Below are 21,712 nucleotides of genomic sequence, written 5' to 3'. Positions count from 1 at the left end.
GGAGCGTGCATGGCGATTCAGGTGTTGCCTCCCCAGCTTGCCAACCAGATTGCCGCCGGTGAAGTGGTTGAGCGCCCGGCCTCGGTGGTGAAAGAACTGATTGAAAACAGTCTGGATGCCGGGGCCACGCGGATCGATATTGAGATTGATCGCGGCGGCGCGAGGCTTATCCGCATCCGTGACAACGGCAGCGGCATTCCCCAGAAAGAGCTGGCGCTGGCACTTGCCCGCCACGCCACCAGCAAGATCAGCTCCCTGGACGATCTTGAGGCGATCATGAGCCTGGGGTTCCGCGGTGAGGCGCTGGCCAGTATCAGCTCGGTCTCGCGCCTGACGCTGACCTCACGTACCGCTGAGCAGAGCGAAGCGTGGCAGGCCTACGCGGAAGGGCGTGACATGGAGGTGACGGTGAAACCGGCGGCCCACCCGGTCGGCACCACGCTTGAAGTACTGGATCTTTTCTATAACACCCCGGCGCGGCGCAAATTCATGCGCACCGAAAAAACCGAATTTGGTCACATCGATGAAGTGGTGCGGCGTATTGCGCTGGCCCGGTTCGATGTGGCGATTACCCTGAGCCATAACGGCAAAATCATGCGGCAGTACCGGCCCGCCAAAGATCCTTCCCAGCATGAGCGCCGGCTGGGGGCCATCTGCGGCCCACAATTCCTGCAACATGCGCTGGCGGTCTCCTGGAGCCATGGCGATCTGTCGATCCGCGGCTGGGTGGCCGATCCGGCCGGATCGCGCGCGCTGACGGAAATGCAGTATTGCTACGTGAACAACCGCATGATGAAAGACCGGTTGATCAACCATGCCATCCGGCAGGCATATCAGGATCAGCTTAAAGATGATCAACTGCCGGCCTATGTGCTCTATCTCGATATTGATCCGCACCAGGTGGATGTGAATGTCCATCCGGCCAAGCATGAAGTGCGTTTCCATCAGGCGCGGCTGGTGCATGACTTTATTTATCAGGCGGTGGTCAGCGTATTGCAGGAAGCGGGCACCGCGGCCTTGCCGCTGCATGAAGATGCCGCGCAAGTGCCGGAGTTGCCGCGCTGGCAACCAGAAACCCGGCAGGCCGCCGGCACCAGCCAGTTTTCCGAACCGGCTGCGCCGCGCCGTGAACCCCCGACACCATCTTCCGCACCTGCCCGGAGCGGCGGCCAGGCCAAAGAACCTTCAGGCGGCCAGTATGGCGGGCGACCGCCGTCAGACACCCCGGCTTACACCCGCCGCGAAGGGGAGCTTTACCGTAAGCTGCTGCAACCGGCTGCCGGGGAGGTTGCCAAAGAGGCACCGTCCGCTCCGGCGGCTCAGCCTGTTCCGGCCAGGCCGGCTCAGGAAGAGGCGTTGCAGGGGCATAGCCAGAGCCTCGGCCGGGTACTGACAGTATTCCCGCCCTGTTATGCAGTGCTGGAACGCCCCGGCCAGCTGGCGCTGCTGAATTTGCCGGTGGCGGAACGCTGGCTGAAACAGGCACAACTGCTGCCGCCGCCGGAGGGATTACGCCCGCAACCGTTGCTGATCCCCGTTAAACTGACCCTCAGCAAACAGGAAGCTGCCGCCGCCGGGCATTATCAGCCGGTGCTTCAGGCGTTAGGCATGGAGCTGGGCGTAGATCATGGGCGGGCGACGCTGCGCGCGGTGCCTTTACCGTTACGCCAACAAAATTTACAAAAGTTGATACCAGACCTGTTAGGCTATCTGGCCTCAGCGCCGGATCTGACTGCGGCGCTGGTCGCCACCTGGCTGGCTCGCCACCTCGGCAGTGACCATGACACCTGGAATACCTCGCAGGCGATACAGTTACTGACAGAGGTTGAACGCCTCTGCCCGCAGCTGGTGAAATCACCGCCGGCGGGCCTTTTGCAACCAGTACAACTCGCGGATGCCATCGCTTCTTTAACGCATGACTGACTTACACAATAAGACCGCCCCAGCGGCAATTTTCATTATGGGCCCCACCGCCTCCGGCAAAACAGCCCTGGCTATGGCGCTGCACCAGCACCTGCCGGTGGAGCTCATCAGCGTGGACTCGGCGCTCATTTACCGCGGCATGGACATCGGCACCGCCAAACCCACGGCACAGGAGCTGGCACAGGCGCCGCACCGCCTGATCGATATTCGTGATCCGGCGCAGTCTTACTCCGCCGCGGATTTCCGGGCCGACGCGTTAAACGAAATGGCAGAGATCACCCGCCGGGGTAATATCCCGCTGCTGGTAGGCGGAACTATGCTCTATTTCAAAGCGTTACTGGAAGGCCTTTCCCCGTTGCCGCAGGCTGATGCAGCCGTGCGCCAGCGCATTGAAGCCCAGGCGCAACAGCAGGGCTGGGAAGCACTTCATGATCAATTACGTGAAATCGATCCCACTTCTGCCGACCGCATTCATCCGAATGATCCCCAGAGACTCTCCAGAGCACTGGAAGTTTTTTTTATTTCGGGTAAAACTTTAACAGAACTGACAAAAATTTCGGGTGAAACGCTGCCCTACCGCGTTCAACAGTTTGCGATTGCGCCGACCCGGCGCGAATTGCTGCACCAACGGATTGAACTGCGTTTCCGGCAGATGCTGGACGCCGGGTTCGAGGCCGAGGTGAGGGCCCTGTTTGCCCGCGGCGATTTGCATACGGATTTGCCTGCCATTCGCTGTGTCGGTTATCGCCAGATGTGGTCTTATCTGGCGGGTGAAATTAGTTACGATGAGATGGTTTATCGTGGTATTTGTGCGACGCGCCAACTGGCTAAGCGGCAGATGACATGGCTGCGCGGCTGGGATTCTGTAGAGTGGCTTGATACGGAAAAACCGGAGGCAGCGCTGGATCGCGTGCTTCAGGTTGTTGGTGCATAGGCCGGATGTTTGTGTACAATTGATTGGTACTCAGCGCGCAAATTTTTATGTCGTTTATTTTAGGGCCGTCAGGCTCTTAGTTACAAACAACAAGCAAATAAGGAAAAGATAGAATGGCTAAGGGGCAATCTTTGCAAGATCCGTTCTTGAACGCTTTGCGTCGTGAACGTGTTCCGGTTTCGATTTATTTGGTGAATGGTATCAAACTGCAAGGCCAGATTGAGTCTTTTGACCAGTTTGTCATCCTGTTGAAAAACACGGTCAGCCAGATGGTGTACAAACACGCTATCTCTACCGTTGTACCGTCACGCCCGGTATCGCACCACAGCAACAACCCGGGCGGTGGCCAGAACAGTAATTATCATCATGGTAGCACTCCCTCTGCGCAGCAACAGCCGCAGCCGGAAAGCGATGACGCTGAATAAAGCGTATTGCTTGTCAACCATGACGGGGGCCATAGGCAGCCAATGTCTGCTTATGACCTCCGCCTTAGCGGTTCCTATCCGTTTGAGAGGTTGCACGCTTGTTTGACCGTTATGAAGCCGGTGAGCAGGCCGTACTGGTTCATATCTATTTCTCGCAGGATAAAGATACTGAGAATATCAGTGAGTTTGAGGCACTAGTCTCTTCTGCGGGCGTTGAATCTTTGCAGGTCATCACGGGCACTCGCAAGGCCCCACATCCTAAATACTTTGTCGGTGAAGGCAAGGCCGAAGAAATTGCGGACGCCGTAAAAGCCACCGGCGCCTCTGTCGTTCTGTTTGATCACGCACTCTCTCCGGCTCAGGAGAGGAATCTGGAAGCCTTGTGCGAATGCCGCGTTATCGATCGCACCGGCCTGATTTTAGACATTTTTGCCCAGCGCGCCCGCACACACGAAGGTAAGCTGCAGGTTGAACTGGCCCAGTTACGCCATATTGCCACGCGGCTGGTGCGCGGCTGGACGCACCTTGAGCGTCAGAAAGGGGGGATTGGTCTGCGTGGGCCGGGTGAAACCCAGCTTGAGACCGACCGCCGTTTGCTGCGCGACCGTATCCGCCTGATTCTTAACCGCCTGGAACGGGTGGAGAAGCAGCGTGAACAGGGGCGCCGCGCCCGTAACCGGGCCGATGTTCCTACTGTGTCACTGGTTGGTTATACCAACGCCGGGAAATCTACCCTGTTTAACCGGATGACCTCAGCCGGGGTCTACGCTGCCGATCAGCTGTTTGCCACCCTGGATCCAACGCTTCGGCGCATCAGCCTGACTGATGTCGGCGATACCGTGCTGGCGGATACCGTTGGCTTTATCCGGCATTTGCCGCATGACCTGGTGGCCGCATTCAAAGCGACCCTGCAGGAGACGCGTCAGGCGACGCTGTTATTGCATGTGGTTGACGCTGCTGACATCCGCATGGATGAGAACATCGACGCAGTAAATACCGTGCTGGCCGAGATCGAAGCAGATGATATCCCGGTACTGTTAGTGATGAATAAAATCGATATGCTGGACGACTTTGTGCCGCGCATCGATCGCAACGATGAGAACTTACCGGTGCGGGTGTGGTTATCAGCCCAGACAGGCGAAGGGATCCCGTTGCTCCTTCAGGCGTTGACGGAGCGTCTTGCCGGTGAAATTACGCAGGTTGAATTGCGTCTCCCACCTCAGGCAGGCCGTCTGCGCAGCCGTTTTTACCAGCTTCAGGCGATTGAAAAAGAGTGGAATGAAGAGGACGGCAGTATAGGTCTGGTGGTGCGTATGCCCATCGTTGACTGGCACCGCCTCTGTAAACAAGAGCAGGAGCTCACCGGCTTTGTCGTGTGAATCGGACCTGTAAGGCAAGCCTGAAGAACACCAATCATAGAAGAATGGAGCTAAAACATGGCGTGGAATCAGCCCGGTAATAACGGACAGGACCGCGACCCGTGGGGGAGCAGCAATAATAACAGCGGCAACTCTGGCGGAAATAATAATAAAGGCGGGCGTGAACAAGGGCCGCCGGATTTGGACGATATCTTCCGCAAGCTCAGCAAAAAACTGGGCAGTTTTGGCGGCAGAGGCACCGGTAATGGAAATGGCGGCAACAACAATGCGCGCGGTGTAAGCGGGCGCATTGTCGGTATCGCGGCAGTGGCCGTGGTCGTTATCTGGGCCGCCAGCGGGTTCTATACCATTAAAGAAGCGGAACGCGGTGTGGTCACCCGTTTCGGTAAGTTCAGCCATCTGGTACAGCCCGGCCTGAACTGGAAACCGACCTTCATCGATCAGGTACGTGCAGTGAATGTCGAATCCGTGCGTGAACTGGCGGCCTCCGGGGTGATGCTGACAGCCGATGAAAACGTGGTACGTGTGGAAATGAACGTGCAGTACCGCGTGACCGACCCGGCAGCCTACCTGTTCAGCGTGGTCAGTGCCGATGACAGCCTGAGCCAGGCAACAGACAGCGCGCTGCGCGGCGTGATTGGTAAATACACCATGGACCGTATCCTGACGGAAGGCCGTACCGTGGTGCGTAACGATACCCAACGCGTGCTGGAAGAGACTATTCGTCCGTACAAGATGGGCATCACACTGCTGGATGTGAACTTCCAGGCGGCGCGTCCGCCGGAAGAGGTGAAAGCCGCCTTTGATGATGCGATTGCCGCGCGTGAGAACGAGCAGCAGTACATCCGTGAAGCAGAAGCCTACGCCAACCAAGTGCAGCCGAAAGCCAACGGTCAGGCCCAGCGTGTGCTGGAGAACGCCAAAGCATATAAAGACCGTACCGTGCTTGAGGCACAGGGTGAAGTGGCTCGTTTTGCCCGCCTGTTGCCGGAATATAAAGCTGCGCCGGAGATTACCCGTGAGCGCCTCTATATTGAAACCATGGAAAAAGTGCTGAGCGAAACGCGTAAAGTGCTGGTCAGTGACAAAGGCAATAACCTGATGGTGCTGCCGCTGGAACAGCTGATGCGTGGCGGGCAGGGTGCGTCAAACGGTAACAGCGAAGACAATGACAGCCTGATTCGCCTGAACCCGACCAGTAACACCGGCCTCAGTCAGGGCGATAGCGGCCAGCGTCCGGTTGACAGCAATGTGGTGGACCAGCGCCGTGCCAATGCGCAGCGTGACGATACCACTCGCGTAGGGAGAGAGTAACCAATGCGTAAGTCAGTCATATTTATTGTCTTAGTGGTGCTGGTAGCGCTGTATGCTTCACTGTTTGTGGTGCAGGAAGGTGAGCGCGGTATCGTGCTGCGTTTCGGCAAGGTCTTACGGGATGATGAAAATAAGCCTCAGGTTTACGCCCCGGGCTTACATTTTAAAATTCCTTTCATTGAGTCGGTGAAAATGCTCGACGCCCGTATCCAGACCATGGATAACCAGGCCGACCGTTTCGTGACCAATGAGAAGAAAGACCTGATCGTCGATTCCTACCTCAAATGGCGCATCAGCGATTTCAGCCGTTACTATCTGGCAACCGGCGGCGGTGACGTCTCCCAGGCTGAAGTGCTGCTGAAACGCAAATTCAGTGACCGTCTGCGTTCAGAGATTGGCCGCCTGGAAGTGAAAGACATCGTCACCGATTCGCGCGGTCAGCTGATGTCCGACGTGCGTGACCAGCTGAATAACGGTACGGCGGAAGATGGTGACACCGCCACGACCACCGAAGCCGATGACGCGATTGCCTCGGTAGCCAAACGTGTTGAGCGTGAAACCAGCGGCCAGGATTTGCAGATCAATCCGAACAGCATGGCAGCGTTGGGCATCCAGGTCATCGATGTCCGCGTGAAGCAGATTAACCTGCCGGCCGAAGTCTCTGATGCGATTTACCAGCGTATGCGTGCTGAACGTAGCGCGGTCGCGATGCGTCTGCGTTCTCAGGGGTATGAAGAGGCAGAAAAACTGCGGGCCACAGCAGATTATGAAGTGACCCGTACTCTGGCCGAAGCCGAGCGTCAGGCGCGGATCACCCGCGGTGAAGGCGATGCAGAAGCCGCTAAACTGTTTGCCAATGCGTTCAGCCAGGACCCGGATTTCTATGCGTTCATCCGTAGCCTGCGTGCGTATGAAAACAGCTTTAAGAGCAATAAAGATGTGTTGGTCTTAAGCCCGGACAGTGACTTCTTCCGCTTTATGAAGTCGCCGGAAAAAACCATCAAGCCGTAATCCGGCATGCGTCTTCAGGCCCGTTAACGCGGGCCTTTTTTATGTGCAAGGGAAAATAATGAACACAACAATCTGGCTGGCTGTGGGGCTGGTAATGGTGCTGGAAGGGCTGGGGCCGATGTTATGGCCGAAAACCTGGCGTAAAATGATCCTGGCTATGACGGCGTTGCCGGACGCATCACTGCGGCGTTTCGGTGGCGGCATTGTGGTGGCCGGCTGCGTGATTTACTACATGTTGCGTGTCCGGAATGGTGGATAACACCATATTCAGGATGCCGCCAAATTCGGGGGCGATCGCCGCCTGATTGGCGAAAATTTTTCAGGCAACCGTGTGCTAAAAAGTACTGAAAGCACGTGAATGAGATGTTAGAATCCTTTTTTAAGCAACCTGGTGATTCTTGAGATGGGTAAGAACGTCGTCGTACTGGGCACCCAATGGGGTGACGAAGGCAAGGGTAAGGTCGTAGACCTGCTGACTGAACGGGCTAAATATGTTGTGCGCTACCAGGGTGGTCACAACGCCGGCCACACACTGGTTATCAACGGTGAGAAAACCGTCCTCCACTTAATTCCCTCTGGCATCCTGCGTGAAAACGTCACCAGCATCATCGGCAACGGTGTTGTACTGGCGCCTGACGCCCTGATGAAAGAGATGAAACAGCTGGAAGACCGCGGTATTCCGGTGCGTGAGCGCCTGCTGCTCTCTGAAGCCTGCCCCCTGATTCTGCCTTACCATGTCGCGCTGGATGTTGCGCGTGAAAAAGCCCGCGGTGCAAAAGCAATCGGCACCACCGGCCGTGGTATCGGCCCAGCTTACGAAGATAAAGTTGCCCGCCGTGGTCTGCGCGTTGGCGACCTGTTCAACAAAGAGAATTTCGCGGCCAAGCTGAAAGAAATTGTGGAATACCACAACTTCCAGCTGGTGCATTACTACAAAGAAGAAGCCGTGGATTACCAGAAGGTTCTGGATGATGTGATGGCGATTGCCGACATCCTGACCGCTATGGTGGTTGACGTCTCCGAGCTGCTGGACAACGCCCGCAAGCAGGGCGAGCTTATCATGTTCGAAGGCGCGCAAGGCACGCTGCTGGACATCGACCACGGTACCTATCCGTACGTGACCTCCTCCAACACCACCGCCGGTGGCGTGGCGACCGGCTCAGGCATTGGCCCGCGCTATGTGGATTACGTGCTGGGTATCGTTAAAGCGTACTCAACCCGCGTGGGTGCCGGCCCGTTCCCGACCGAACTGTTCGATGAAACCGGGGAATTCCTGTGCAAACAGGGTAACGAGTTTGGTGCTACGACCGGCCGCCGCCGCCGTACCGGCTGGCTGGACGCGGTTGCCGTGCGCCGTGCGGTACAGATTAACTCCCTGTCCGGCTTCTGCATGACCAAACTGGACGTGCTGGATGGCCTGAAAGAGGTTAAAATCTGCGTGGCTTACCGTCTGCCGGATGGCCGTGAAATCACCACCACCCCGCTGGCCGCTGAAAACTGGGACGGCATTGAGCCGATTTACGAAACCCTGCCGGGCTGGACCGACTCCACCTTTGGCGTGAAAGAGTTTGATAAACTGCCGCAGGCAGCCCGCGACTACATCAAGCGTGTGGAAGAGCTGACAGACGTCCCGGTTGATATTATCTCCACCGGCCCTGATCGCAGCGAAACCATGATCCTCCGCGATCCGTTTGATGCCTGATTGCCGCACCATTCAGTAAGCTGAATGCCAAACCGGGCCATCGTGCCCGGTTTATTGTTTTTTCCTTCCATGTTGTGCACGCCGCATTCCATTCTGGGTCTAAATGATTAGCTGCATTCTTTGTGGCTGGTTTATCATCCAAAGAGTAATCTTACAAAAGTGTATGTTAAGCGTTGTGAGATCAGACGCCTACAGGCAGGGTCAACAGGGCCCAGAGGTTTGTGTGCAGTTAACAAGTTTTACTGATTATGGTTTAAGAGCACTGATCTATATGGCCTCGCTGCCGGAGGATCGGATGACGAACATCTCTCAGGTCACTGCGGTATATGGTGTCTCGCGTAACCATATGGTTAAAATAATAAATCAGTTAAGCCGTGCAGGGTTGGTCACCGCAGTACGCGGGAAAAAAGGCGGTATCCGCCTCGGCAGACCAGCCGCCCAAATCCGCATCGGCGATGTCGTGCGTGAGCTGGAGCCCCTGACCCTGGTTAACTGCTCCGGCGAATTTTGCCACATCGGCCCCGCCTGCCGCCTGAAACATGTTCTCAATCAGGCTGTGCAGAATTTCCTGAACGAGCTGGACCAATACACACTGGCCGATATGGTCACTGAAAATGCGTCGCTCTATAAATTGTTGCTTGTTGAATAAGCACATTTCAGCACAACCCCGCTGATGACAACGGAGGAACCGCAATGTCACAAGATCCTTTTCTGGAACGGGAAGCAGAGAAATATGACTCCCCGATCCCAAGCCGGGAATTTATTCTCGAGCATCTGGCGAAACGTGAAGCCCCGGCCAGCCGTGAAGAGCTGGCCAACGAGCTGGAGCTCTCCAGCGAAGAGCAGCTGGAAGCGCTGCGCCGCCGTCTGCGCGCGATGGAACGCGACGGCCAATTAGTCTTTACCCGCCGCCAGTGTTACGCCCTGCCGGAACGCCTTGATCTGCTGAAAGGCACGGTCATCGGCCATCGCGACGGTTTTGGTTTCCTGCGTCTGGAAGGCGGCAAAAAAGAGGACATTTACCTCTCCGCAGAACAGATGAAAATGTGCATCCACGGTGATGTGGTGCTGGCCCAGCCGAGCGGCACCGACCGCCGCGGCCGCCGTGAAGCGCGCATCGTGCGTGTGCTGGTGCCGAAAACCAGCCAGATTGTCGGCCGTTACTTTACCGATGCCGGCACCGGCTTCGTGGTACCGGATGACAGCCGCCTGAGTTTTGACATCCTGATCCCGCCGGAAGAGGTGAGCGGGGCACGGATGGGCTATATGGTCGTGGTCGAACTGACCCAGCGCCCGACGCGCCGCACCAAAGCGGTGGGTAAGATTGTCGAAGTCCTGGGTGACAAAATGGGCACCAACATGGCGGTGGATATCGCGCTGCGTACCCATGAGATCCCGCACGTCTGGCCGGCCGCAGTGGAGAAGCAGATCTCCTCGTTGAGCGAGCAGGTGCCGGAAGAGGCGAAAAAAGGGCGTATCGATCTGCGCACCCTGCCGCTGGTTACCATTGACGGCGAAGACGCACGTGATTTCGATGATGCGGTCTACTGTGAGAAAAAACGCGGTGGCGGCTGGCGGCTATGGGTGGCGATTGCGGATGTCAGTTACTACGTCCGCCCCGGCACCCCACTGGATGACGAAGCCCGCACCCGCGGCACCTCCGTCTACTTCCCATCGCAGGTGATCCCGATGCTGCCGGAAGTGCTCTCCAACGGCCTCTGCTCGCTGAACCCGCAGGTAGATCGCCTCTGTATGGTGTGTGAGATGACCATCTCCGCCACCGGTCGTCTCTCCTCCTATAAATTCTACGAAGCGGTGATGAGCTCCCACGCGCGCCTGACCTACAACAAAGTCTGGCAGATCATCGAAGGCAACGAAGAGCTGCGCGAGCAGTACGCCCCGCTGGTGAAGAACCTGGAAGAGCTGCATGACATGTACGAGGTGCTGGATGACGCCCGCGCCGATCGCGGCGGCATCGCCTTTGAAACGGAAGAGGCGAAGTTCATCTTTAACGCCGAACGCCGGATTGAGCGCGTAGAGCCGACGGTGCGTAACGACGCGCACAAGCTGATCGAAGAGTGCATGATCATGGCGAACGTGGCCGCCGCGCGTTTCGTGGAGAAATTCAACGAACCGGCGCTGTTCCGCGATCACGATCGCCCGAGCGATGACCATATCTCTGCGCTGAAAAGCGTACTGAATGAGCTGGGCCTGAAAATGGGCGGCGGCATGAAGCCGGTGCCGAAAGACTACGCCGATGTCATGGATGCCATTGCCGATCGCCCCGATCGCGAAATGCTGCAAACCATGCTGCTGCGTTCGATGAAACAGGCGATTTACGATCCGGAAAACCGTGGTCACTTTGGCCTGGCGCTGTCGGCCTATGCCCACTTCACCTCACCGATCCGCCGTTACCCGGACTTGTCGCTGCACCGCGCCATCAAGTACATCCTGGCTAAACAGCACGGGACGCTGAAAGAGCGCTGGACGCCGACCGGCGGCTGGCACAGCGACTATGACGAAATGCTGCAGCTGGGCGAACATTGTTCGATGACCGAGCGCCGGGCCGATGAGGCCACGCGTGATGTCGCCGACTGGCTGAAGTGTGACTTCATGCAGGATCATGTCGGCTCCGTGTTTGACGGCATCATCTCCAGCGTGACCGGCTTCGGCTTCTTTGTGCGCCTGGATGATCTCTTCATCGACGGGCTGGTGCATGTCTCGACGCTGGACAACGACTACTACCGCTACGACAACATCGGCCAGCGGCTGGTGGGCGAGTCCTCCGGGCAGGTTTACCGCCTGGGTGACGAAGTGGAGATCCGCGTTGAAGCCGTACACATGGATGAGCGCAAAATCGACTTCGCCCTGGTCTCCAGTACCCGCCGCCCTCGTGGCGCAGGCAAAACCGCCCGCGACAAAGCCAAGACCGGTACCCAGCGTGATGATGGCCGCGGCCGCCGTCCGCGCCGTGACAACAAGAAGCGCACTAATTTCGAGCCGGACAGCGCCTTCCGCAAAGATGACAGCGCCGCCCCGGCTCAGGATGATAAAAAGCCACGCCGTTCCCGCCGCCCTTCTGACAGAAACCAGAAGAGCACGTCAGGCAGCCGTTCACGCCGCGGGCCGAAACGGGACAACAGCTGATACCCCGGCGGGCGACCTGTGACCGTGACTGACGGCCGCCGCATCGCCCGCTAACCCGATACCCACGGGCAAGCCTGCCCGTTTGACCTTGTTAAAGAGCATCATGAGCGAAATTATTTACGGCATTCATGCCGTCCAGGCCCTGCTGGAGCGCGATCCACAACGTTTCCTGGAAGTTTTTATTCTGAAAGGGCGTGACGATCGCCGCCTTCAGCCGCTGATCGCCGAGCTGGAAGCCACCGGTATTGTGATTCAGGTAGCCAACCGGCAATGGCTGGATGAAAAAGTGGAAGGCGCCGTGCACCAGGGCATCGTGGCGCGTGTGCGTGAAGGCCGCCAGTACCAGGAGAACGATCTCCCGGCGCTGCTGGAAAGCGTGGAAAACCCGCTGCTGCTGGTGCTGGATGGCGTCACCGATCCGCACAACCTCGGGGCCTGCCTGCGTACGGCGGATGCGGCGGGCGTGCATGCGGTGATTGTGCCGCGTGACCGTTCTGCGGCACTGAATGCCACGGCGAAAAAAGTTGCCAGTGGGGCGGCAGAGACCGTGCCGTTGATCCGCGTGACCAATCTGGCGCGTACCCTGCGTTTATTGCAAGAGAGCAATGTCTGGATCATCGGTACCGCCGGTGAAGCCGATCACAACGTCTACCAAAGCAAAATGACCGGCCCGACGGCGCTGGTGATGGGCGCGGAAGGTGAGGGGATGCGTCGCCTGACCCGTGAACACTGTGACGAACTGATCAGCATCCCGATGGCCGGTTCCGTCTCTTCCCTGAATGTCTCGGTCGCGACCGGCGTCTGCCTGTTTGAAATCGTGCGTCAGCGCAGCGCAAAAGCCTGACCCTGAACCGGGGCGTTCTGCTCCGGTTTTTTCCTCCCGTCTTTGTGATCGCCTCTGCGGCATCGCCCCCCAAAATAGCCATACTTACTTCCTTCTTGATGCGTCTTCCGTCTTGATTCGTCTTTCCGTCGATTCGTCTGGGGAGTTCTATGCGTTGGCAAACCCACACCGTTTTTAATCAGCCCAAACCGCTGGCAAACAGCAACCTGTTCCTGTCCGATACGCCGCTGCGCGAGGCCGTCACCCGTGCACAGGCGCACTGGGATGCGGATCTCCTGGCCTCGGTGGGGCAGCAACTCGGCAGTGCGGAATCACTGGAGCTGGGCAGGCTGGCGAACGCCAACCCGCCGGAGTTACTGCGTTATGACGCCGCCGGCCAGCGGCTGGACGACGTGCGCTTTCACCCCGCCTGGCACCTGCTGATGCAGGGGCTGATTGCTAACCGGGTGCATAACCTGCCCTGGCAGGACGAGGCCCGCATCGGCAGCGTGGCTGCCCGCGCCGCCCGCTTTATTCTGCACGGGCAGGTTGAGTCGGGCACGCTCTGCCCGGTCACCATGACTTTTGGTGCCATACCGCTGCTGCAACGTGCTTTACCCGCCCCGTTCCGCGACTGGTTGCCGGGCCTGCTTTCCGATCGCTATGACACGCACACCCAGCCGGGCAGCCAGAAACGCGGCCTGCTGATCGGCATGGGAATGACGGAGAAGCAGGGCGGTTCCGATGTGTTGAGCAATACCACCCGCGCCCGGCCGGAGGGCGCACGCGGGCCGGGAGAGTGTTATCGGTTAATCGGGCATAAATGGTTTTTCTCCGTGCCGCAAAGTGATGCGCACCTGGTGCTGGCACAGGCGGAGGGCGGGTTATCCTGCTTTTTCCTGCCGCGCCTGCTACCGGACGGCACGCGCAATGCCATCCGGCTGGAGCGGCTGAAAGAGAAGCTCGGCAACCGTTCCAATGCCAGCAGTGAGGCGGAATTTCAGGATGCGGCCGGCTGGCTGGTGGGCGAGGAGGGTGAGGGCATCCGCCAGATCCTGACCATGGGCGGCCATACCCGCTTTGATTGTGCGCTCGGCAGCCATGCGCTGATGCGCCGGGCGTTGTCGGTGGCGCTTTACCACGCATTGCAGCGGCAGGCGTTCGGTAAGGTGCTGGTGGAGCAGCCACTGATGCGCCAGGGGCTGGCGCGGCTGGCTTTAAGGCTGGAGGGGCAAACCGCGCTGCTGTTCCGGCTGGCGCAGGCCTGGGAACAACGCAGCGATCCACATCAGCTCGCCTTTACCCGGCTGATGACCCCAGCGGCCAAGTATGCGGTGTGCCACCACGGCAGTGCCTTTGTGGCGGAGGCGATGGAGGTACTGGGCGGGATTGGCTATTGCGAAGAGAGTGAACTGCCGCGCCTCTATCGGGAGGCACCGGTCAACAGCATCTGGGAAGGGTCAGGCAATGTCATGTGCCTGGATGTGCTGCGCACGCTGCACAAAATGCCCGGCGCGCTGGAGATGTTACACCGGGAGATGTATGAGGTCCGCGGCCAGAACCGGCTGTTTGACCGTAGCTGGCGGCAACTAAACCAGCAGCTGCAAAAACCGGCAGAAGCGCAGGCGCGGCAGATTACCCGCCAGCTGTTCATGCTGTGTAGTGGCGCAGAATTACTGCGCCATGCTTCTCCGCCGCGGGCCGAAGCCTGGTGTCGCATGGCCTTTGACCACCGGGGGGACAGCACCTTGCCGGAAAGCCTGTGTACCGATCTGCTTAACCGGGCCACCGGCGCATAAAAAAGGGCACCTACAGGTGCCCTTGATAAGGATAACCGCCACTCAGCGGTAAAGGGTGGCCGTGGCATGCCAGCTGCTTTTACTCTGGCTCTCCTGCACAGAGTTAATGCGGTAATAGCCCGCACCTTTGGCAGCGGCCTGCCGGGCGATCAGGGCATCAACCTGTTGCGGGCCGCCCGGCACGCCTTGCAGGTAAACAGACCCGATGGGCGTCAGTTGGGCGGCTTTCGCCGCCGAAACCGCGTCCGCCGCCTGTGCGGCAGAGGCCAACAGCCCCAGCGCTAAGCAGCATGATGTTAACATCGGCAACGCCTTCATAGTTCACCTCCTCATCCTCTGATGACACCGGCGGACTGCGTTGTCAGCCGGGGCAGATCAGCCGGTCAGCGATAGAGAATGGCCTGCGAGTACCAGGTGCCGGGAATAATGGTTTCATCGTTCATCAGCACCAGATAGTAGTGGGCACCACTGGCATCCGCTTTTTTCTGCAACGCCCTGGCAGCATCCATCGGGCTGCCGCGCTCCGTCACCGAGATAGTGCCCATTTTTTGCAGAGAACCCACCTGAGCACGCGTGACTTCCTGCGCGCCTGCGGTCACCGGGGGCGCCGGCTTGGGCGTATCCTGGAAGGTACTGCAACTGCTGAGTACTCCTGCCAGTAAAGCTCCGGTCAGTAAACGCGAAAATGTCATCTCTTTTCTCCTCACAGCATCAGCCTTTAGTGTAGCGCGGATCGCCGGGTGGGGAGGTGTGGTTCTTTTTTAATCAAGCTGGAACATGCTGACCAGCTTTTTCAGGTGTTGCCCTTTCTGGTTCAGCGCTGCCGCGGTCTCTTCAGAGCTGCTGACCAGCGTGGCGTTCTCCTGGGTTGCCTGCCCAATCTGAACAATGGCAATGTTGACCTGACCAATCCCGGCAGATTGCTCATGCGAGGCCACGTCGATGTCACTGACGATCATCCGCACCTGCTGCACCCGGCTGAGGATGTCATTCATCGCCTCATGGGTCTGAACCGAGATGCGATTACCCTGTTCCACTTTGTCCAGAGATTCGGCAATCAGCGTTTCGATCTCTTTCACCGATTTGGCGCTGCGTTGCGCCAGCGCGCGGACTTCCGCAGCAACAACTGCAAAGCCTTTACCATGTTCACCGGCCCGGGCCGCTTCAACCGCCGCATTCAGCGCCAGGATGTTGGTCTGGAAGGCGATGGACTCAATCACGCTGGTGATATCAGCAATACGCTGGGAAGCGGTCTTGATGTCACTCATGGTCGAGACGGCAGAGGTCACGGCGTCGCCACCGCTCTGGGCGGCGGTTTCCGTCTGGCGTACCAGTTTCATCGCTTCCGAGACGTTGTCCGCATTCTGCTGCACGGTGGCGGTCAGTTGCTCCATGCTGGCAGAGGTCTCCTCCAGGCTGCTGGCCTGACGGGAGATCTGGCCGGTGATGTTTTCACTGTCTGCGGCCAGGGACGCGGTGCTGTGGTTGATCTCCACTGCGGCTTCACGCACCTGCAACACAATCCGGGCCAGGCCACGGCCGATACCGTCCATTGCGGTCATCATCCGGCCTACTTCGTCCTGCCGGGTGGTGCTCAGGCTGGCACTCAGATTGCCCGCCGCATACTGTTCAGCGACTTTCACCACCTCTTCCAGTGGGCGGCTCAGCCAGTTGCGGGTCACCAGCATAAACAGCAGCGCAAACAGTGCCACCAGCACCACGCCAATGCCCAGGAACAGGTTCCGGCTGTGGGTGATCTGCGCCATGATCTCATCTTCATCCGCCGTGCCGGCGAGCACCCAGCCCCAGGCCGGCAGCGCTTTATAGACGGTTATCTGGGTGCCGCTGCCTGCCGGCAGGCTGCTGTCCTGATACTCCAGCGTGCCTTGCGGCGTGCTCAGCACCTGCTCCAGTACCCCGGCATCCCAGCCCGGCGCTTGTCCTTCGGCCCGTGGGTGGAACAGATAGTTACCCCGGCTGCTGCCCTGACCGGCATCCAGTACAAAGAAGTAGCCGTTCTGGCCTATTTTCTTGCTCAGGATGGTACGGCGCATCTCGTTAAATTGTGGGGTGATGTCTACGCCCACAAAGGCGATGCCGATGATTTTGCCGGCCTGATCTTTTACCGGCTGGTATTGGGTAATGAATTTTTTGCCAAACAGCGTGGCCAGGCCTTTATAGACGTTGCCGGCCATCACGGCACGGTAGGCCGCGCTCTGGCGATCGAGTTTAGTGCCGATGGCGCGTGACCCATCCTCTTTTTTCAGTGAGGTCGTGATACGGATAAAGTCATCGCCCTGGCGCATAAACATCGTTGAGATCGCGCCGGTACGGGCGAGGAAATCATCAGGAATGGCGGTATTGTCATTGAGGATGCTGTCACCGGCTTTCAGCACAGTCTGGCTGCCGGTGGTTTGCAGGCTGAACGCCGGGGGCATAAAGCTGGTAAACAGTTGGGTATAGCTGCTGACTTCCGCTTTCAGGCTGGAATCGTACATGGTGATCATGTCTTCAACGCCCTGCACCTGGTTGTTCATGTCTTCCAGCGTCAAGGCTCTCATCTGCTCACCGGCGGTACGGGTCAGCGACAGGGTAAACAGCAGGAACAAGGCAGCAACGGTAAGCGAGGCCAGCACTGAGAGCTTGACGCCCAGGCCCCATTGGCGGAAAGAAAATCCCGTCATTATTATCATCTCATGGGTTAGAAAAGGTGATGGCAATAACGGCAGATGCAGAAGAAAATTTAGGCAAAAAGTGTAAAAAGGTATTTTATTTGATTTAGATCATGGAAATTATATTTAAGCTATGGATTAAAAAGCGTAAACGCCGTGATTAACAGGAGAAAAGCAGCATGATTGAAATGTTTGAGGAAATAGTAAACGGCATTGAGGTCATCCATGCGGCACCGGCCGGTAAGCAGGGGCACGCCTTACCGACAATCTTCTTCTATCACGGTTTTACCTCTTCTAAAGAGGTATATGCCTACTTTGGTTACGCGCTGGCTCAGGCGGGTTTCCGGGTGATTATGCCGGATGCGGCAATGCATGGTGCCCGCTACAACGGCAATGCGGATGAGCGGTTGTCGCAGTTCTGGGAAATTTTACGCAGCAATCTCGATGAGCTGCCGGGCTTTAAATTGGCTTATCAACAACGTGGCCTGCTGATTGAGGGGAAAGTGGCCGTTGGCGGGGCGTCAATGGGCGGCATGACCACATTAGGCGCGCTGGGGCGTTATCCCTGGGTTGATGTGGCGGCCAGCTTTATGGGCTCCGCGTACTTTCATTCGTTGTCACGCCGGTTATTTGTGCCGCAACAGGCGGGCCGGCCGCTGGAGGGTGAGGCGCTGGCACAACGGCTCGCCTTTCTGGATGAGTATGATATGAGCGCGGCGCCGGAAAGGCTGGGCAACCGGCCGCTGCTGCTCTGGCATGGTGAGGCAGATGATCTGGTGCCTGCGGACGAAAGCGCGCGCCTTGAGCAGGCATTGCGGCAGGCAGGGCGGGCAGAACAGCTGACTTATCTCACGGAACCGCAGATCGGGCACAAAATTACCCCGGCAGCACTGCAAGCCTGCGTGGCGTTCTTTACCCGGCATCTCGGCTGAACAACACGCATGAAAAAGCCCCCATAACGGGGGCCGGTAAGCAGGCGTTAACGCACATATTCTTTTTATTGGGTTATTCCCTGGTACTGCATTTTTACTGCCAGCATAGGTGTACTGCGTTCAGGCATCGCTTGCTTGGAAAGCAAGTCACTTCCGTTGCCGCCTATTACTGATTCTCTGACGCTATTCTAATCAACCCTTCCGGGTAATAAACCGGCTTTTATTGAACGATACGTTCAATAAAATTGAGCAAAATTACGGCTTTTGCCGCTTTTTTTTGGGGCTGAACTCTGTTAACGCGGTTTACCGTGCAATTTTTATGATGTTTTGGCCGCGCCCGGCAAATGTGGATTTCCTGCGATTCATACCTTGTGTTTCCTTGCCCGCCCACCTATAATTGCGCGTCATTTTTCAGCCGCACACAAACACGTTCCTTGCCTCCATGGGCCGCGGTTGACCCGGACAGGAGGCTGAATAATCCGTAAGGAGCAATTCGATGCGTCATTACGAAATCGTTTTTATGGTCCATCCTGACCAAAGCGAACAGGTTCCAGGCATGATCGAGCGTTACACCGGTGCTATCACCGCTGCTGAAGGCACGATCCACCGTCTGGAAGACTGGGGCCGCCGTCAACTGGCTTACCCGATCAACAAACTGCACAAAGCCCACTACGTTCTGATGAACGTTGAAGCTTCGCAGGAAGTGATCGATGAGCTGGAAACTAACTTCCGCTTCAACGACGCCGTTATCCGTAGCATGGTAATGCGTACTAAGCACGCGGTTACCGAAGCATCCCCGATGGTTAAAGCGAAAGACGAGCGTCGCGATCGCCGTGAAGATTTCGCCAACGAAACCTCTGATGATGCTGATGCTGGGGATTCTGAAGAGTAATTGCGGTGATGACTAATCGCCTGGTGTTAACCGGCACAGTGTGCAAGACACCCACGCGAAAAGTCAGTCCATCCGGAATACCGCACTGCCAGTTTGTGCTTGAGCACCGCTCGCAGCAGCAGGAAGCCGGATTCAGCAGGGCGGCATGGTGCAGAATGCCCGTGGTCGCCAGCGGACACACACTACAAGCATTAACTCACAGATTAACGGTCGGCAGTCAGATTACCGTGTCAGGTTTCATTAGTTGCCTTCAGGGGCGCAATGGGCTGAACAAAATGGTACTGCATGCCGAGCAGATTGAATTGATAGATTCTGGAGACTAGCCAAATGGCACGTTATTTCCGTCGTCGCAAGTTCTGCCGTTTCACCGCGGAAGGCGTTGTAGAGATCGATTATAAAGACATCGCTACGCTGAAAAACTACATCACCGAGAGCGGCAAGATCGTTCCGAGCCGTATCACCGGTACCCGTGCAAAATACCAGCGTCAGCTGGCCCGTGCTATCAAGCGCGCACGCTACCTGTCTTTGTTGCCGTACACTGATCGTCATCAGTAATCGGCCACTGTCCATTAACGACTTTGAGAGGATAAGGTAATGCAAGTTATTCTGCTTGATAAAGTAGCAAATCTCGGCAGCCTGGGTGACCAGGTTAACGTGAAAGCGGGCTACGCTCGTAACTTCCTGGTACCGCAGGGCAAAGCTGTCCCGGCTACCAAGAAAAACGTTGAGTTCTTCGAAGCACGCCGTGCAGAACTGGAAGCCAAACTGGCTGACGTTCTGTCTGCTGCTGAAGCGCGCGCTGCTAAAATCAACGAGCTGGGCTCTGTTACCATCGCGTCTAAATCTGGCGACGAAGGTAAACTGTTCGGTTCCATCGGTACCCGTGACATCGCTGATGCGGTCACTGCGGCTGGTGTTGAAGTTGCTAAGAGCGAAGTTCGCCTGCCGAACGGCGTCCTGCGTACTGTGGGTGAGCACGAAGTGCACTTCCAGGTACACAGCGATGTGTTCGCTCAGCTGAACATCGTTGTAGTAGCAGAGTAAGTTTTACTCCGCTGCTTGTGAAACGCCGGCCTTGTGCCGGCGTTTTGCTTTTTAGCGGAAAGGAAAAGAGAAGGTGTGACGGAAAAGAAACGTTACCCTGCGCGGCGATAGCTGCCATCCGGCTGCCGGACAAACCGCACACTGTTCGTGCTGGTTTCAATCTCCAGCGCCGTCACCACACCCTGCGTATTACGCTGTATTCTGACCTGCTGGCCGGCCTGCAGGTTGCTGAGCGGCTTGTCCTCTCCCTCTGCCTGCGCCATGGCAAAGACATCATTGACCATCAGATTATTGTCGCGGAACAGCTGGGCCAGCGTCTGGCCGGGCTGGATGTGGTACGTCTGCCAGCCCTGGGTGTTCTCTGCCGTGGCGGATGTTGCCGTACCGTCTTGCAAATTGGCCTGTAACGGAATATCCCGCGTATCCTGGCTGACCGGTTGTTCTATCGGGTAGCGCGGCGAGGCGTTGGGCCACAGAATAGCCAGCAGCACCACCAGTGCCGCCAACAGGATGCCGCGGCGGTGCGGCAGCGGCAGCGGGTCCATCCAGTGAAAGCGTGCCGGAAATTGCCAGATGGTATTTAACCAGCCCGTCTTTGACCAGGCTGCGCTCAGCCGGGTACGTGCGGCAGGCGGGTGCGCCGGATCGTCGGGTGAATGTTCATGTTCGGCGCTATGCGGCCATTTTGACATAAGCGTGGTCCACAGGTTTCGCAGGGATGAATTGACCTGGGTGGTTTTCCTTCTCCTGGGCGCGATTCTGCCCATGACAACCTCTCTTGCAACGCGGTTTGCCGCAGCGGGCAAACAAAAATACCGGCGTAATGATTGGGAGGCGACATTATGCAGCCCAATATTACCTGTTGAGTATAGTCTGATAACTGCTTGAGGCAGAAAGAGACAGCAGGGAACTAAGCGGATTGGTAAATCAGGTATTTCCCGGGGCGGTATTGTTTCTGTTTCGGCACCAAATGTCATCCTCCCTGACGCAAGATTTTACCGCAAACTGTTGCGCTGTTATGCTCTGCCTTCGACTTTTTATCGATTTAAGGAAAATGCATGACAACCCCTTCTTATGACAGCGTGGAAGCGCAGGCCAGTTACGGCATCGGTTTACAGGTTGGCCAGCAATTGCAGGAGTCCGGCCTGGAAGGATTGCTGCCGGAAGCACTGGCCGCAGGTTTGCGCGATGCGCTCGAAGGGAACGCACCGGCGGTTCCTGTTGACGTCCTGCACCGTGCCCTGCGCGAAGTGCATGAGCGTGCAGACGCCGTGCGCCGCGAACAGCAGCAGGCCATGGCCGTTGAGGGGCAGGCGTTCCTCGAAAAAAATGCGGAACGTGATGACGTAACCCGCACCGAATCCGGCCTGCAATTCACCGTCATGCAGCAGGGCGACGGCCCGATCCCAGGCCGCCAGGACCATGTGCGCGTGCACTACACCGGGCGCCTTATTAATGGCGACGTGTTTGACAGCTCCGTAGAGCGCGGCCAGCCGGCGGAATTCCCGGTCAGCGGCGTGATCCCAGGCTGGATCGAAGCCCTGACCCTGATGCCGGTCGGTTCCAAATGGCAGCTCTATATCCCGCATAACCTGGCTTATGGTGAGCGCGGTGCCGGTGCGTCAATTCCGCCATACAGCGCGTTGATCTTTGACGTTGAGCTGCTGGAAATTCTGTAATCCCTTTCCCGTTTCATGTGTGCTGTACTTCATGTG

Annotated in this window: 22 protein-coding genes; 18 read left to right on the top strand and 4 right to left on the bottom strand. The window is 57.6% G+C overall.

Annotated elements, in window-relative coordinates; all coding sequences use genetic code 11:
* Nucleotides 1-9: 9 nt before the first annotated feature.
* From mutL to CYR55_RS12330, 12 genes are all read left to right on the top strand, one after another.
* Entirely contained in the window at nt 10-1,923 is a 1,914-nt protein-coding gene (gene mutL / locus CYR55_RS12385) for a DNA mismatch repair endonuclease MutL (RefSeq protein WP_101816433.1), read from the top strand.
* Nucleotides 1,916-2,857, top strand: coding sequence for a tRNA (adenosine(37)-N6)-dimethylallyltransferase MiaA (miaA, locus tag CYR55_RS12380; RefSeq protein WP_101816432.1), 942 nt, complete (start codon nt 1,916-1,918; stop codon nt 2,855-2,857). Before mutL ends, miaA begins: the two co-directional genes overlap by 8 nt.
* Nucleotides 2,858-2,970: 113 nt before the next feature.
* Nucleotides 2,971-3,282 carry an RNA chaperone Hfq gene (hfq, locus tag CYR55_RS12375; RefSeq protein ID WP_101816431.1) on the top strand — a complete coding sequence of 104 codons (312 nt, stop codon included), beginning with the start codon at nt 2,971-2,973 and terminating at the stop codon, nt 3,280-3,282.
* A 98-nt stretch (nt 3,283-3,380) separates the two neighbouring features.
* Nucleotides 3,381-4,661, top strand: coding sequence for a ribosome rescue GTPase HflX (hflX, locus tag CYR55_RS12370; protein ID WP_101816430.1), 1,281 nt, complete (start codon nt 3,381-3,383; stop codon nt 4,659-4,661).
* Nucleotides 4,662-4,718: 57 nt separating this feature from the next.
* Nucleotides 4,719-5,975, top strand: a complete 1,257-nt coding sequence (gene hflK, locus CYR55_RS12365; protein ID WP_101816429.1) for an FtsH protease activity modulator HflK — start codon at nt 4,719-4,721, stop codon at nt 5,973-5,975.
* A gap of 3 nt (nt 5,976-5,978) precedes the next feature.
* Nucleotides 5,979-6,986, top strand: coding sequence for a protease modulator HflC (gene hflC, locus CYR55_RS12360; protein WP_101816428.1), 1,008 nt, complete (start codon nt 5,979-5,981; stop codon nt 6,984-6,986).
* Between the two features lie 58 nt (nt 6,987-7,044).
* Entirely contained in the window at nt 7,045-7,245 is a 201-nt protein-coding gene (locus CYR55_RS12355) for a DUF2065 domain-containing protein (protein WP_072927027.1), read from the top strand.
* A gap of 144 nt (nt 7,246-7,389) precedes the next feature.
* Nucleotides 7,390-8,688, top strand: coding sequence for an adenylosuccinate synthase (locus CYR55_RS12350; protein WP_101816464.1), 1,299 nt, complete (start codon nt 7,390-7,392; stop codon nt 8,686-8,688).
* Nucleotides 8,689-8,911: 223 nt separating this feature from the next.
* On the top strand, nt 8,912-9,337 hold the full coding sequence (gene nsrR, locus CYR55_RS12345) for a nitric oxide-sensing transcriptional repressor NsrR (RefSeq protein ID WP_072927032.1): 426 nt from the start codon (nt 8,912-8,914) through the stop codon (nt 9,335-9,337).
* 44 nt (nt 9,338-9,381) lie between these two features.
* Entirely contained in the window at nt 9,382-11,835 is a 2,454-nt protein-coding gene (rnr, locus tag CYR55_RS12340) for a ribonuclease R (RefSeq protein WP_101816427.1), read from the top strand.
* 103 nt (nt 11,836-11,938) lie between these two features.
* Nucleotides 11,939-12,679, top strand: coding sequence for a 23S rRNA (guanosine(2251)-2'-O)-methyltransferase RlmB (gene rlmB / locus CYR55_RS12335; RefSeq protein ID WP_101816426.1), 741 nt, complete (start codon nt 11,939-11,941; stop codon nt 12,677-12,679).
* A gap of 149 nt (nt 12,680-12,828) precedes the next feature.
* Entirely contained in the window at nt 12,829-14,457 is a 1,629-nt protein-coding gene (locus CYR55_RS12330) for an isovaleryl-CoA dehydrogenase (protein WP_165699583.1), read from the top strand.
* Nucleotides 14,458-14,499: 42 nt separating this feature from the next.
* On the opposite strand, the gene CYR55_RS12325 is transcribed toward CYR55_RS12330, so the two are convergent.
* The 3 genes from CYR55_RS12325 to CYR55_RS12315 form a co-directional block, all read right to left on the bottom strand.
* Entirely contained in the window at nt 14,500-14,760 is a 261-nt protein-coding gene (locus CYR55_RS12325) for a YdgH/BhsA/McbA family protein (protein WP_165699582.1), read from the bottom strand.
* An 80-nt stretch (nt 14,761-14,840) separates the two neighbouring features.
* The gene (bsmA, locus tag CYR55_RS12320) at nt 14,841-15,149 is read right to left on the bottom strand and encodes a biofilm peroxide resistance protein BsmA (protein ID WP_101816423.1); all 309 of its coding nucleotides are present in this window, start codon (nt 15,147-15,149) and stop codon (nt 14,841-14,843) included.
* A 69-nt stretch (nt 15,150-15,218) separates the two neighbouring features.
* Nucleotides 15,219-17,141, bottom strand: coding sequence for a methyl-accepting chemotaxis protein (locus CYR55_RS12315; protein WP_101816422.1), 1,923 nt, complete (start codon nt 17,139-17,141; stop codon nt 15,219-15,221).
* Between the two features lie 167 nt (nt 17,142-17,308).
* Between CYR55_RS12315 and yjfP the strand changes: the two genes are divergently transcribed.
* The 5 genes from yjfP (at nt 17,309) to rplI (ending at nt 19,997) form a co-directional block, all read left to right on the top strand.
* Entirely contained in the window at nt 17,309-18,061 is a 753-nt protein-coding gene (gene yjfP / locus CYR55_RS12310) for an esterase (RefSeq protein ID WP_101816421.1), read from the top strand.
* Between the two features lie 496 nt (nt 18,062-18,557).
* Nucleotides 18,558-18,953 (top strand): 30S ribosomal protein S6, encoded by a 396-nt coding sequence (gene rpsF, locus CYR55_RS12305; RefSeq protein ID WP_072927046.1) that lies wholly within the window; start codon nt 18,558-18,560, stop codon nt 18,951-18,953.
* Between the two features lie 8 nt (nt 18,954-18,961).
* Entirely contained in the window at nt 18,962-19,276 is a 315-nt protein-coding gene (priB, locus tag CYR55_RS12300) for a primosomal replication protein N (protein WP_101816420.1), read from the top strand.
* A 4-nt stretch (nt 19,277-19,280) separates the two neighbouring features.
* The gene (rpsR, locus tag CYR55_RS12295; RefSeq protein ID WP_005974788.1) at nt 19,281-19,508 is read left to right on the top strand and encodes a 30S ribosomal protein S18; all 228 of its coding nucleotides are present in this window, start codon (nt 19,281-19,283) and stop codon (nt 19,506-19,508) included.
* Nucleotides 19,509-19,547: 39 nt separating this feature from the next.
* The gene (gene rplI, locus CYR55_RS12290) at nt 19,548-19,997 is read left to right on the top strand and encodes a 50S ribosomal protein L9 (protein WP_072927050.1); all 450 of its coding nucleotides are present in this window, start codon (nt 19,548-19,550) and stop codon (nt 19,995-19,997) included.
* A 92-nt stretch (nt 19,998-20,089) separates the two neighbouring features.
* Here the strand turns inward: rplI and CYR55_RS12285 are convergent, their stop codons facing one another.
* Complete coding sequence (locus CYR55_RS12285; RefSeq protein ID WP_101816419.1) at nt 20,090-20,764, bottom strand: LysM-like peptidoglycan-binding domain-containing protein; 675 nt, start codon at nt 20,762-20,764, stop codon at nt 20,090-20,092.
* Between the two features lie 291 nt (nt 20,765-21,055).
* On the opposite strand from CYR55_RS12285, the gene CYR55_RS12280 reads away from it, so the two are divergent.
* Nucleotides 21,056-21,676 (top strand): BamJ family beta-barrel-assembly machinery protein, encoded by a 621-nt coding sequence (locus CYR55_RS12280; RefSeq protein WP_101816418.1) that lies wholly within the window; start codon nt 21,056-21,058, stop codon nt 21,674-21,676.
* Nucleotides 21,677-21,712 lie beyond the last annotated feature (36 nt).

Origin of the sequence: Chimaeribacter californicus, assembly GCF_002858675.1 — a bacterium.
GTDB classification, from domain to species: Bacteria; Pseudomonadota; Gammaproteobacteria; order Enterobacterales; family Enterobacteriaceae; genus Chimaeribacter; species Chimaeribacter californicus.
Note: the sequence above shows the minus strand (reverse complement) of the source record. Positions and strands in the feature narration are given on the sequence as shown.

Coding starts and splice junctions, on each gene's coding strand:
- mutL (WP_101816433.1), top strand. CDS start 10: ATGGCGATTCAGGTGTTGCCTCCCCAGCTTGCCAACCAGATTGCCGCC.
- miaA (WP_101816432.1), top strand. CDS start 1,916: ATGACTGACTTACACAATAAGACCGCCCCAGCGGCAATTTTCATTATG.
- hfq (WP_101816431.1), top strand. CDS start 2,971: ATGGCTAAGGGGCAATCTTTGCAAGATCCGTTCTTGAACGCTTTGCGT.
- hflK (WP_101816429.1), top strand. CDS start 4,719: ATGGCGTGGAATCAGCCCGGTAATAACGGACAGGACCGCGACCCGTGG.
- hflC (WP_101816428.1), top strand. CDS start 5,979: ATGCGTAAGTCAGTCATATTTATTGTCTTAGTGGTGCTGGTAGCGCTG.
- CYR55_RS12355 (WP_072927027.1), top strand. CDS start 7,045: ATGAACACAACAATCTGGCTGGCTGTGGGGCTGGTAATGGTGCTGGAA.
- CYR55_RS12350 (WP_101816464.1), top strand. CDS start 7,390: ATGGGTAAGAACGTCGTCGTACTGGGCACCCAATGGGGTGACGAAGGC.
- rnr (WP_101816427.1), top strand. CDS start 9,382: ATGTCACAAGATCCTTTTCTGGAACGGGAAGCAGAGAAATATGACTCC.
- rlmB (WP_101816426.1), top strand. CDS start 11,939: ATGAGCGAAATTATTTACGGCATTCATGCCGTCCAGGCCCTGCTGGAG.
- CYR55_RS12330 (WP_165699583.1), top strand. CDS start 12,829: ATGCGTTGGCAAACCCACACCGTTTTTAATCAGCCCAAACCGCTGGCA.
- CYR55_RS12325 (WP_165699582.1), bottom strand. CDS start 14,760: ATGTTAACATCATGCTGCTTAGCGCTGGGGCTGTTGGCCTCTGCCGCA.
- bsmA (WP_101816423.1), bottom strand. CDS start 15,149: ATGACATTTTCGCGTTTACTGACCGGAGCTTTACTGGCAGGAGTACTC.
- CYR55_RS12315 (WP_101816422.1), bottom strand. CDS start 17,141: ATGACGGGATTTTCTTTCCGCCAATGGGGCCTGGGCGTCAAGCTCTCA.
- yjfP (WP_101816421.1), top strand. CDS start 17,309: ATGATTGAAATGTTTGAGGAAATAGTAAACGGCATTGAGGTCATCCAT.
- rpsF (WP_072927046.1), top strand. CDS start 18,558: ATGCGTCATTACGAAATCGTTTTTATGGTCCATCCTGACCAAAGCGAA.
- priB (WP_101816420.1), top strand. CDS start 18,962: ATGACTAATCGCCTGGTGTTAACCGGCACAGTGTGCAAGACACCCACG.
- rpsR (WP_005974788.1), top strand. CDS start 19,281: ATGGCACGTTATTTCCGTCGTCGCAAGTTCTGCCGTTTCACCGCGGAA.
- rplI (WP_072927050.1), top strand. CDS start 19,548: ATGCAAGTTATTCTGCTTGATAAAGTAGCAAATCTCGGCAGCCTGGGT.
- CYR55_RS12285 (WP_101816419.1), bottom strand. CDS start 20,764: ATGGGCAGAATCGCGCCCAGGAGAAGGAAAACCACCCAGGTCAATTCA.
- CYR55_RS12280 (WP_101816418.1), top strand. CDS start 21,056: ATGACAACCCCTTCTTATGACAGCGTGGAAGCGCAGGCCAGTTACGGC.